This is a genomic window from Maribacter thermophilus (assembly GCF_001020565.1).
In the GTDB taxonomy this organism is placed as follows: Bacteria; Bacteroidota; Bacteroidia; order Flavobacteriales; family Flavobacteriaceae; genus Maribacter; species Maribacter thermophilus.
Genome location: NZ_LDAS01000001.1, coordinates 3885154 through 3897988, shown reverse-complemented (window position 1 = coordinate 3897988; position 12835 = coordinate 3885154). Strand labels below are relative to the sequence as shown.

The window sequence follows — 12835 nt, the reverse complement described above, 5'->3', positions numbered from 1 at the left end:
TTTTAATTATATTTTATTTCCTTTTCCGGGGCATTGGCAATACCCATAACCACGGGTATCATTTTATTTATAACATTTGCCATATGCCCATAGTCCATTTCTTCATTTTCATCACCTACCTTATGGTAATGTCCGAAGTTGGTAAAATCAAACGTACTATACGTTTGGGACGGCACATTGAATTCTTGATGAAAAGCATAGTTATCAGAGCGTTTGAAAAGACCCAACTCTTTTGCCTTTGGAAGAAACCCAGCAATTTTTTCACCTGCATATTTATTACTGACCTCCGCTAAATTAGAAAGTTCGTACCCCGTTAAATACAATAAATGGTCCTTACCCACCATGGGAACCCCTACCATTTCAAAATTCAACATCGCATAAAGATCTATACTTTCTCCTTTCAATTTTGAAGCCAAATGCCTAGAACCCAACAATCCTTTTTCCTCTGCACTGAAAAAAGCAAAAATAATACTCCTCTTATTCGACTTTGTTTTCCCGAAGTATCTTGCCAATTCTAAAAGTGTACTTGTACCCGAAGCATTGTCATTGGCGCCATTGGCAATCTCATCATCTCCTTCGGGGCTTATGATACCAATATGGTCATAATGAGCTCCCAAAACAATATATTCGTTCTTTAAACCAGCGTCGTTCCCTTCCAAAACACCTACAACGTTATAAGCTACTTTATCAAAATTGTTCAGGGTATCACGATACGAAACAAAATAGGGCCTTACACCATTTTCTTGCAGAATACCCTCGATAAACGTGGCGGCCTTGGCAATACCCTCGCTACCGGAATCTCTTCCCTGAAGTTCGTCAGAGGCCAAAAACCCCATCAACTTACCTACTTCTGAAGGAGAAGTAAACCCAATCTTAGAACTTTGCCCCTTGTTTGGGTTTGTGGCCACAACACTTCCTTTTAAGCCCTTTGGATTAGTAGGATTCAATTCTACTTCATTGGAAATTTTCTTTGACCCACAAGAAGTCAACAAAATGACAAACAGTAAACTTAAATATTGTTTCATACGATTCGTATATATGGTAATAATAATTTTTAAAGATAAAAAAAGCATCCCTTAAGAGATGCTTTTTTTATCTTATTCGATAGATGTTTATTATGCTAACATCGTTACCGGATTTTCTATATAGGACCTTAAGGTCTGCAAGAACTGAGCCCCTACGGCACCATCAACGGTTCTGTGATCACAGGCCAATGTCAATTTCATGGTACTTCCAACGACAATTTCACCGTTCTTTACAACCGGTTTTTCCTCTATAGCCCCCACGGATAATATGGCAGAATTAGGCTGATTGATAATGGACGTAAACTCCTGAATACCAAACATACCTAAATTAGAGACGGTAAAAGTACTCCCTTCCATTTCTGCAGGGGTAATTTTCTTATTACGTGCTTTTCCGGCCAAATCTTTCACGGCACTTCCTATTTGTGTTAGTCCTAACAAATCGGCGTGCTTTACTACAGGAACGACCAAACCTTCATCAACAGCCACGGCAACCCCCATGTGAATATGCTTATACTGTATAGTAGTATCGCCATTCCATGTTGTATTCACCTGCGGATGTTTTCTTAAAGCCATGGCACATGCTTTTAATACCATGTCATTAAAAGAGACCTTTGTATCTGGCAAACTATTAATTTGTGCCCGTGACTTCTTGGCATTGTCCATATCCACTTCTATGGTCAAATAAAAGTGCGGTGCCGTGAATTTAGAGTTACCCAACGCCCTAGCGATTGCCTTACGCATATTGGAGTTCTTAGTTTCCTCTACCCCTTCTTCCCCTGACGGAAGTGCCATGGAAACAACCGGAGCTGCAGAGACCTTCTCTTCTTTTGCTACTGGTGCAGATGCACTTGTAACCTCTTCAATCGGCTTATAATTTTCAATATCCTTTTTGATAATTCTACCGTTATCACCTGTTCCGGTAACTTTGGATAAATCTATGCCTTTGTCCTTTGCTATTCTTTTTGCCAATGGGGAAGCTAAAATGCGACCACTGTCCGATACGGTTGTTGAACCCGATGGCGTCGACGTGGCATTATCTTTTTTATCTTCAGAAGAACCGGCAGTTTCTTTTGTTTCTACCACTTCATTCTTTGTCGCACCCGGTTTGGCGTTTAAAACGGCATCAACATCGGTACCTTCTGGGCCAATCACCGCAAGTACCGCATCCACGGGTGATGATTCTCCCTCTTGAACCCCAATGTACAAAAGCTTTCCGGAGTAAAAAGACTCAAATTCCATAGTAGCCTTATCCGTTTCTATTTCGGCAAGAATATCACCTTCCTCTACGTCGTCTCCCACTTTCTTCAACCAAGCGGCCACGGTACCTTCTTCCATAGTATCGCTCAGACGTGGCATTTTAACAACTTCTACTCCTTCCGGAATTTCTGCAGACGCTGTAGTATCTGAACTTTTTTCTGAATCCTGTACCACCTCAGCGGCCTCGGCGTTACTTTCTTCTGGTTTAGAATCGGCGCTACCGTTCAATAATCCCGAAATATCTTCACCTTCCTCACCAATAATAGCCAAAAGTGAGTCAACCGGAGCTCCTTCCCCCTCTTTTACACCTATATGTAAAAGGGTTCCTTCGTGAAAAGATTCAAACTCCATGGTGGCCTTGTCGGTTTCGATCTCGGCAAGAATATCACCTTCCTCGACTTTGTCTCCGACATTTTTTAACCACTTCGCTACGGTACCTTCTTCCATGGTATCGCTTAATCGGGGCATGTTTACTACTTCAGCCATTTACTTACAATTTATGTTGAACAAATGGAAAATCCTCTTGTTCGTAAACCACATCGTACAATTGATTTACTGGGGGATAATCTGATTTCTCTGCAAATTCCTCACACTCCTTCACCAAAGCTTTGACCCTATTGTCTATCTCTTTGATTTCTTCGTCGGTAGCGTAGTTTTTCTCTTTTATAACCTCTAAAACCTGTGTTATAGGGTCTATCTTCTTGTATTCTTCTACTTCTTCCTTGGTTCTATAGTGTTGTGCATCTGACATGGAGTGCCCTCTATAACGATAGGTTTTCATCTCCAAGAAAGTAGGTCCTCCTCCAGACCTGGCTCTTTCTATGGCCTTACTCATTTCTTGGGCAACGGTCACAGGATTCATCCCATCTACCGGACCACAAGGCATTTCATACCCTAGACCTAATTTCCAAATATCGGTTGAAAACGATGTTCTCGCTACAGATGTACCCATCGCATATCCATTGTTCTCACAAACAAATACGACCGGTAATTGCCACAACATGGCCAAATTGAATGTTTCATGAAGAGACCCTTGCCTTACGGCACCATCTCCCATATAACATATAGTTACGGCATCACGACCGTGATACTTATCACCGAACGCCATACCTGCACCTAAAGGAATTTGTCCCCCAACAATACCATGACCACCATGAAAACGATGTTCTTTTGAAAATATGTGCATAGAACCACCCATACCTTTAGAAGTACCTGTCACTTTTCCGTACAGCTCTGCCATCACTTTTCTAGGATCAACCCCCATACCTATGGGTTGCACATGATTCCTGTATGCAGTAATCATCCTATCCTTAGTCAAATCCATTGCGTGCAAGGCACCGGCGAGTACAGCTTCTTGACCATTGTACAAGTGAAGGAAACCCCTCACCTTTTGTTGAATGTATACTGCGGCAAGCTTATCTTCAAACTTTCGCCAAAAAAACATGTCCTCGTACCATTTCAAATAAGTTTCCTTGGTAATTTTTTCCATCGATTTTTTTATGAATTTATTACAAATTAGTTAGACTCATGGTATAGAGTCTACATGCACACCACAAGAAAGCAAAAATACACATATAAATGAATGGATAAAAAAAATAAAAGCAAAAGCGGAAAGAAATTACAGCCATAACAAAAAATCTGTTTGAAGTGAATTATGGCCAATCCATAAACCTTACCTATTTTAGGTAGGTATTATTAAAACCTAAAGGAAGAATATCCTCTAGCGACGCACATTCCACAATACTTCCACTAGCCCCCATAAGCAATAGCCTTATCGGAGATTTTTGCTTGAATTCGTATTCAAAAATAGCTTGCCGACAATTACCACAGGGTGCAGCCGGGACCGTTACCTCGTAATCTTCCGAAGCTGCCGTAATGGCTATAGTCTTTACTGGCACCCCCGGAAACTTCGCCCCCGCATGAAAGATCGCTACCCTTTCCGCACATAGCCCCGAAGGATATGAGGCATTTTCTTGATTACTGCCTATTTCGACCTCTCCATTTTCTAGCAATACGGCCGCGCCCACATTAAATTTAGAGTAAGGAGCATACGCATTTTTTCTAGCCTCAACGGCCAGACCCAATAATTTTCGGTCAGATTCCTTCAATTCGTTCAAAGAATCATAAACAGTAATATCAAAACTAATTTTCTTCTTTTTTGCCATGCCACTAAGGTAAAATATAATCTATAGAAAACAACAAGCCCGCCATATGGCGGGCTTGTCAAAATTATATAATTGTCTTTTTAATCGTTATAAAATTCTTCTCCTAAACTAAAGGTAAGAGAGAAACGCAATGTATTTTCCAATGGGTTTTGAACTTGTGAGGTTGAAAACAAATAAGATAGGTCTATTTGTGCCGCCTTAAATTTAAATCCGGCTCCTAAAGTGAAGAATTTTCTAGAACCTTTTACATCACTTTCATTAAAATACCCGGTTCTTACCATAAAGGCATCTTGATAAACGTATTCTGCACCCAAGGCCCAAGTCATTTCCTTAAGTTCTTCGCTAAACCCATCAGGTGCGTCCCCAAACGATTTAAAAATTCCACTGAAACCACTTTCATTTTGATAAATATCATTGTCCGCAGAGTCAATAACACCATCACCATTTTGATCTTTGGGTGTTGGCACCAACAATTTATTGAACTCTGTAGTCAATCCAATAACATTGTCTTGGTCCAATATAAAATCAAAACCAACCCCAAATTTCAGGTTACTGGGCAAAAAGTTTTCTTGACCACCTTCGTCATATTGAATTTTTCCTCCAATATTCGAAATATTGAAACCTGCCCTCCATCTACCGTCAAAATTATCATAGGCAATTTCCCTAGACCTATAATAACCGGCAACATCGACAGCAAAAGAACTGGCCGCCTGAGAATCTTCGGATCCATTACTTGGCAATTTTAAGTTAGACCTTATATATCTTCCTCCTACGGCCATTGAAAATGTAGGACTCAATTTTAAAGAATAAGACCCATCCAATGCCAACTCGTTCGGCTTGGCCAATGTACCGGGGTCATTTGCAAATTGCCTCAATTCTATTTCACCCAATGTAAAATATCGCAAACTAACGGCGAAGGCACTTTGCTCATTGATTTTATTGAAATAACTGGCATTCAACAACGAAATATCAGTAATTATACTTTCCAGATACGGGGTATAACTAAGACCAATACCCATTTTTCTTTCCGCAAAAGCAAATTTCGCAGGGTTCCATTGCTGGGAAAAAGCATCTGTTGAAGTAGCGACACCCATATCACCCATTCCCGCAGCCCTAGCATCGGCCGCAATTGTTAAAAACGGAACCGCAGTGGTTATTACCCTTTCATCTTCCTGTGCAGTAACTTTAACCAAAAAAAACAATAATAATAGTATCGAAATCTTTCTCATCTAGTTCAAAATTAATAAAGGCAGGGCAATATAGTGTTTCAGCCTAATATTTCTTTCTATTTTACATGTAAACGCCATTTTTAACGTTATCGTGTATCCATATATAACTATTTTCCATTTTTTTAAAGAAAGTAAGACCTTAAATCGATTTAATTTTAAATGATAAACCAAAAGAAAACATAGTATCCATACTATATCCATTTTTAGTACGTTATGAAAAATAGCAGGTAGCATTTTAATTACCTCGACATTAAGGATCGTTAAAATAATCCTGCCCCATAAAATATTATAGGGAAAACATCGTTCTAATCAGCGAAAGTGACATAAATTAATCAAAATCCAAATCAATTAGACTAGCAAAACTATTAGTTTAAACAGATTGAACTCAAGTCCTAATTATGAAAAAACAGTTTATTAAAGTTGTACTCTCATGCGCCGTTGTTGCGGGAGGTTTTACAGTAACCAGCTGTTCGAAATCCTCATCCTCCAAAAATGTGTCTCGAGCTACAGGTTGGAAAATAAATGCTAAGGAAGGTGGTTTTCAATACAATACAGATTTTAAAGAGCAAGAAACCGCTCCTGGACTCGTATTTGTTGAAGGTGGCACTTTCACAAAAGGTAAGGTCCAAGATGATGTAATGCACGATTGGAACAACACACCTACCTCTCAGCACGTACAGTCATTTTATATGGACGAAACTGAGGTTACCAATGTAATGTATTTGGAATATTTGGATTACCTAAAAAAGGTATACCCTCCAGAAAATCCTAAATATACCAATATATATAAAGGAGCCTTGCCAGACACTTTGGTTTGGAGAAACAGATTGGGTTTCAACGAAACGATGACCAACAACTATCTAAGGCATCCTGCATACGCAGAATATCCTGTTGTTGGTGTTAACTGGATCCAAGCTACCCAGTTTGCGGAATGGAGAACAGACCGTGTAAACGAAGTAATGCTGGAAAGAGAAGGTTATTTGGCCAAAGATGCCAAGTACAAAGCGGCACAAGGTGAAGTGGCAGGTACATTCAGTACCGAAGCATACCTTAATAGACCCGAGTCTGTATACAACGGACAAATAGATTCCCTACAAGGCAAAAAGAAAAAGGACAGTGTATCGACCTTTGCAAAAAGAAGTACTGGAATTATCATGCCAGAATACCGACTGCCAACTGAAACCGAATGGGAGTATGCAGCACAGGCACAAGTAGGACAAAGGGAATATAACAACTATAGAGGTAGAAAAAAATACCCATGGGAAGGTGATTATACCAGAAATGGGCAAAGAGTTGGTAGAGGAGACCAATTAGCCAACTTTAAACAAGGCAAAGGTGATTACGGTGGTATTGCCGGTTGGTCAGATGATGGTGCCGACATCACTGCAGAAGTAATGTCTTACAAGCCTAACGACCTTGGTCTTTACGATATGGCCGGTAACGTTGCAGAATGGGTTGCCGATGTATACAGACCAATAGTAGACGACGAAGTAAGTGACTTTAACTATTATAGAGGTAATATTTACATGAAAACCGCTATTGGTGAAGACGGTAAAGTTACTATCTTAAAAGATTCTATCGTATACGATACACTTCCAAACGGAAAAGTGGTTGCCGTAAACCTACCGGGAGAAATAAAAATGGTTCCTGTAGATGAAGAAGAGACTTATTTAAGAACAAATTTCTCTTCTAGCGACAACAGAGGATACAGAGATGGTGACCCAGGTTCCTCTAGATTTTATGACAGGTTTAACGATGAAGAAGAAAGTACGGACCAACAAGTAATGTACAATGCGCCTAAACATAAAGTCCAAAGGGATTCTGCAGGAAACATCATTAGACAATACGATAAATCCAACTCCAGAACTTCTTTGATCAATGACGAAGTTAGAGTCTACAAAGGTGGATCATGGAGAGATAGAGCTTACTGGTTAGATCCAGCACAAAGAAGATACCTACCTCAATATATGGCAACAGATTACATCGGCTTTAGATGTGCTATGTCTAGAGTAGGTTCTAAATCAAAAACGAAAAACAAAACAGTTAGAGGCAAAAAAGCCAAATAACGATCTTAAATGATATGTTTAAAAAAAGCCCTTTTCTTAAAGGGCTTTTTTTTATCTTCGATTTCATGACGATAAACGAACTACACACTATTTTTCTTGAAAACCCTTCCATTAATACGGACACAAGAAAACTAAGGCAGGGGGATATTTTTTTTGCACTTAAAGGTGATAATTTCAACGGAAACAAATATGCGGCACAGGCTCTGCAAAACGGTGCATCTTACGCAGTAATAGATGAAAAAGAGTTTCTAATAGACCATAGGACCATTCTGGTGGACGACGTTCTACAGGCCTTACAAAACCTAGGCAATTACCACAGAAAACAATCAAAGGCCACAGTTATTGGCTTAACCGGAAGTAACGGAAAAACCACCACCAAAGAACTCGTAAATGCCGTTCTCTCGCAAAAATATAGCACCATTGCCACTAAAGGCAACCTAAACAACCATATCGGAGTTCCGTTGACCCTACTTTCCATAAAAGAGGAAACGGAAATTGCAATCGTGGAAATGGGTGCCAATCATTTAAAGGAAATAGCGTTTTTATGCACATTGGCCGAACCGGATTTCGGATATATTACCAATTTCGGAAAAGCGCATCTAGAGGGTTTCGGAAGCGAACAAGGCGTTATAAAAGGAAAAAGCGAACTATACGACTATTTAACATCGAACAAGAAAGGCATTTTTTTGAATGCAGACGACCCTGTTCAAAAACAAAAACTGAACAGCTACATAAAAAAGTATGGATTTAGCTCTAACGATCCTAAGTTCTACCCTATCCATTTTAAGCAAGCAGACCCTTTTGTTGTTTTAGAGGTCGAAAACACCAACATCCACACAAAACTATTGGGCGCCTACAATTTTACAAATTGCTGCGCGGCCATTATCATGGGCAAATATTTCAATGTTCCATTAGAGGACATTAAAAAAGGGATAGAAGCATACACCCCGGACAACAATAGATCACAAATCATTAAAAAGAACGGACTTAAGATTATTTTGGACGCCTATAACGCCAACCCATCAAGCATGAGGGCAGCCCTTGAAAACTTCTCCAAAATGAATGATGATAACAAAGTATTGTTTTTAGGAGACATGTTCGAGCTAGGTGATTCTTCTCTGCAAGAACATGATGCCATTGCAAGATTGGCAACGGACCTCGGTTTCTCGAACGTAGTATTGGTTGGAGAGAATTTTAAAAAGATAAATTGTGGCTTTAGTACATTTGGTTCGTTCGAAAAATTGAAAGAAGATTTCAAGAGTATCCAAATACCGACACCCTCTACTGTTCTAATAAAAGGATCAAGGGGAATGGCACTGGAAAGAATATTGGAGTTATTATAATAGGCAAAAGACATTTACCGAAGAAACCTGTGGGATATACTGGATTCGAACCAGTGACCTCTGCCCTGTCAAGGCAGCGCTCTAAACCAACTGAGTAAAACCTTTAATGTTCCATTCAATAAGTTTAAAATCACAGACACCTCAAATAATATACATAATTCAAAATATTATTCTATGTGTTCTGTAAGTAAATCAGAATTGCCCAACAAGCTTAAAAGCATTGCTATTTTTTAAAGAGTAATAACCACTTTATTATTTTTTAATGGTTGTTCAACCTTTTGGCCCATCGTAATTATAATAAAACCAATCAACATCTATTACCCCACTTTCATCTAGTTCATTCCAATTAAAAAAGCCGAGCCGATCTCCCGTCCAATTTCCAAATTCAATAATAAATTCTGGACCAAATCGATAATACACATTACCATCTAAGCTGTATTCAAAATATGCTTTATTCCCATTGTTTATTGTTTTAATATAAAAAAAATCACCACTTATTTTAGGTCCAATTCTTTCTTCTCCCCTCTTATTTACGTAGAATATATAGCGACTATCCCAATCATCCATATGGACCCCTAACATATTATAAACACCTCCAAACCTAACAAAACCCGCCCTTTGCCCAATAGCCATCCTTGAAATATCAAATTTAGCAATCGCCGTTCCGTATGTAGTACCCATAATACGTTGACTCAATGTGTTACATGCACGCCAAAATGGGTATGACTCCCCTATTCCTTTTGGTCTTTTTATTTCTACATTATTAAAACTATCTCGAGGTACAGGTTTACTGGCTTTTAATCGAAGCCATCCAGGTCTATCGGTTAGCGACCAATGAGTATTTCGAGGATTATGATTCCATTCCCATTGAAACCCCAATTTGTTTTCAGAAAAATCATCATCGGTATACGGAGCCTTTACGGGAAAACCCAATATTGGTTTTTTATATTCCATTACTGGCTCCCCTATTCCATCATTATCCACATCCTCCCCAATTATAGGCCACCCGTCGACCCAAACCACTGGCTGCAGCAACTGCGGCCTTCCTTGAAAAGGTATTGCCGTATTTTGGACCAATTGATGAATATACCACCAAGAATTATCTTGAACTTTTACCAAAGCACCTTGGCTACAACTTTGTTCTATGCCATTTCCTCGCTCAAAAACAACTTTCTTTTCAAAAGGCCCGTAAATACTATTTGTTTTTGAACGCAAAACAATTTGTTTACGATCATTTTCATAAGTGTGAATTCTTCCATCCCCATTCGCCTCTTTTATATACCATTCCGAAATAAAGATGTACCATGTTTCATTTATATTATAAATTTTTGCTGCCTCTGCACCATACCCTGAATATATTACTTGTCCTGAATCTATAATTGTGCGCCCATCCCAACTCATTTTATACAAACGGGTCTCAAAATCGATTTTTTTATCCTTTTTTGATTTCAATAAATTTCCAGTATTACAAATAAGGAAAGCTTCATGTGTTTCTTCGTCCCAATATACGGCTGGGTCGTTGAATACTTTATTAGCCGCAAGCATCCTATGTGGTTCTGTCCACGGCCCACGTATATTTTCAGAACTACTCATGAACAAACCATAGTTTCTATCGATAAAATAACAATACCAAGTACCATCATGAAAAGCCAAATCTCCCGCCCACACACCAAAGGCATAGCCGTTCATTTGATCCCAATCATACTTTTTACCCCAAGAAAGCCTATCCCATACATGCCCAATATTTGTCCAATTGACGAGATCTTTCGATTCCAATATTACCATACCAGGTGACATATGCTGTTTCGAAGAAATCATATAATATGTATCCCCAACCTTTTCCACATCAACATCTGGGTAATCCGCATTAAGAATGGGGTTTTTATAGGTACCATCACCTTGATCTCCCCAACTACCTATTTTCCATACCTGTTCTTGGGCACAACAGACATTAAATCCCCCTATTAAAACAAGTAAAAAGTAACTTACAGTCCTTAACTTCTTTATCATTTACAATTAACTTTTCTTGTTTTACCACTTAATAGACAAGAACTGTTCATGAATTAAGCTTTTTACTCTTAACAATAGACATCTAAAATCTTATGGTGAGCGAGTTGACATTTTTCTCAAAAAGCTACGCCTCACCCCTTATTCAACAATTCTTTCTGCTTTATTCCAAATAGGGTTGGGTTTCATCATTTTTGCATTATTCCGAATACGCCATTCGTCCAATTGCGAATAAAGAGATGCTGCCAAAATTGGAAGCTCTTGATATAAATTGTGTTTTTCTGACAAATCATTTTCTAGATCAAACAACAATTTTTCCCCTGTCTCAAAATCGTGGATCAATTTATATTTACCTTTTCGAATAGCACTTCCTGGATTCCCTCCTTGATTTCCATAATGAGGATAATGCCAATATAGAACCTCTTCCCGGTTATTATCTTTTAAAACGTTTATACCGTCTACCTTATGAGGGTACTCTATGCCTACTTCGGATAAAATCGTAGGAAAAATATCGATACTGCTTACCATAGTATTACTAATCTCCCCCCCTTTAATATTTCCGGCTCTTTTAATAAAAAAAGGCACCCTGACACCTCCTTCATACAACCAACCTTTACCTCCCCTCAAAGGAACATTACTAGTAGGAGACCCATTCACGGTTGACAACCCTCCATTGTCAGATGTGAAAACTATTATTGTATTATCGTACAAATCAAGAGACTTAAGCTTTTCAACTACTTTTCCAACATTTTCATCCATACTTTTGACCATGGCTGCATAGGTCGGGTGGGCCTGGACGAATCTTTCTTTGAACGTTCTATTTATATAATTACCGGCCTTCCATTTGGGATTAAAATCTAGCTCATTTAATGTATCTCGGCCCAAAGATTTTCTTTTTTCCTGATATTGGGACACATACTCCGATTTTGCCTGTAAAGGGGTATGAACTTGATAAAAGGATAAATTAACAAAAAATGATTTGTCTTTGTTCTTTTCCATAAAAGCTACAGTTTCATCTCCCAGTCTGTCCGTAAGATATTCTCCTTCTTTCCCGTCCGACAACCGCGGATTTCCGTACGGACTAAAATACCCATGCACACCATTCTCCCTATTAAGGTTGGGATGACCTTTACCGGCACCACCTATATTTATGTCATACCCTTGGTTTTCTGGCCATAAATCTTCTGTTTCTCCCAAATGCCATTTACCTATAAAACATGTAGTATAGTCTTTGCTCTTTAAAACTTCTGCAATTGTAGTATATTTCAAATGAAGCTTATCTTCCGTAACATTGGACAACCATCTATTTTCTTTTTCAGCTCCTTTGTTCGCCGCCCGCCCCGGAATCCAATTCGTAACATCTACATTGGTCGGATACATTCCTGTTTGAATACTAGCCCTTGAAGGTGAACAAACTGGACTTGATGCATAACCGTTTATGAACCTAACACTTTCTTTAGCTAAGGCATCAATGTTAGGTGTTTCATAAAAGGAACTTCCATTATACGAGACATCCATCCATCCTAAGTCATCCGTTACAATTAAAACTACATTAGGTCTATTAACACTATCTTTTGGCGTATTGCTCTTGCAACTCACCAATATTGCATACATGACCAATACAACAATTACATTTTTCATATATTATTTTTTATCACCACATTATTGGTTTACCCTATAATAACATTATGTACAGCACTTTAGGTTCTATTTTCCTTTACAAAAAAAGAGTCCTTCTTATTA

At 38.7% G+C, this 12835-nt stretch carries 9 protein-coding genes and 1 tRNA gene; 2 read left to right on the top strand and 8 right to left on the bottom strand.

Going from position 1 to position 12835, the window contains the following annotated elements; genetic code table 11:
- Positions 1-2 precede the first annotated feature (2 nt).
- The 5 genes from AB657_RS16885 to porV all read right to left on the bottom strand — a co-directional run bounded on the left by AB657_RS16885 (position 3) and on the right by porV (position 5676).
- Positions 3-1025, bottom strand: a complete 1023-nt coding sequence (locus AB657_RS16885; RefSeq protein WP_047247568.1) for a M28 family metallopeptidase — start codon at positions 1023-1025, stop codon at positions 3-5.
- Positions 1026-1115: 90 nt separating this feature from the next.
- On the bottom strand, positions 1116-2768 hold the full coding sequence (locus AB657_RS16880; protein ID WP_047247567.1) for a pyruvate dehydrogenase complex dihydrolipoamide acetyltransferase: 1653 nt from the start codon (positions 2766-2768) through the stop codon (positions 1116-1118).
- Between the two features lie 4 nt (positions 2769-2772).
- A complete protein-coding gene (gene pdhA, locus AB657_RS16875; RefSeq protein ID WP_047247566.1) occupies positions 2773-3771 on the bottom strand; it encodes a pyruvate dehydrogenase (acetyl-transferring) E1 component subunit alpha in 999 nt (332 codons plus the stop codon).
- 187 nt (positions 3772-3958) lie between these two features.
- Positions 3959-4447, bottom strand: coding sequence for a cytidine deaminase (gene cdd / locus AB657_RS16870; protein WP_047247565.1), 489 nt, complete (start codon positions 4445-4447; stop codon positions 3959-3961).
- Between the two features lie 80 nt (positions 4448-4527).
- A complete protein-coding gene (porV, locus tag AB657_RS16865; protein WP_047247564.1) occupies positions 4528-5676 on the bottom strand; it encodes a type IX secretion system outer membrane channel protein PorV in 1149 nt (382 codons plus the stop codon).
- Between the two features lie 398 nt (positions 5677-6074).
- Here porV and gldJ point away from each other — a divergent pair, with 398 nt between their 5' ends.
- Together gldJ and AB657_RS16850 are read left to right on the top strand one after the other, a co-directional pair.
- On the top strand, positions 6075-7742 hold the full coding sequence (gene gldJ, locus AB657_RS16855; RefSeq protein WP_047247562.1) for a gliding motility lipoprotein GldJ: 1668 nt from the start codon (positions 6075-6077) through the stop codon (positions 7740-7742).
- 65 nt (positions 7743-7807) lie between these two features.
- The gene (locus AB657_RS16850; RefSeq protein WP_047248062.1) at positions 7808-9085 is read left to right on the top strand and encodes a UDP-N-acetylmuramoyl-tripeptide--D-alanyl-D-alanine ligase; all 1278 of its coding nucleotides are present in this window, start codon (positions 7808-7810) and stop codon (positions 9083-9085) included.
- A gap of 30 nt (positions 9086-9115) precedes the next feature.
- Here the strand turns inward: AB657_RS16850 and AB657_RS16845 are convergent.
- From AB657_RS16845 to AB657_RS16835, 3 genes are all read right to left on the bottom strand, one after another.
- Positions 9116-9189 (bottom strand) — tRNA-Val (locus AB657_RS16845).
- A gap of 166 nt (positions 9190-9355) precedes the next feature.
- On the bottom strand, positions 9356-11095 hold the full coding sequence (locus AB657_RS16840; RefSeq protein WP_052958742.1) for a glycoside hydrolase family 43 protein: 1740 nt from the start codon (positions 11093-11095) through the stop codon (positions 9356-9358).
- Positions 11096-11233: 138 nt separating this feature from the next.
- Positions 11234-12733 carry a sulfatase gene (locus AB657_RS16835; protein WP_084696451.1) on the bottom strand — a complete coding sequence of 500 codons (1500 nt, stop codon included), beginning with the start codon at positions 12731-12733 and terminating at the stop codon, positions 11234-11236.
- Positions 12734-12835: the final 102 nt, after the last annotated feature.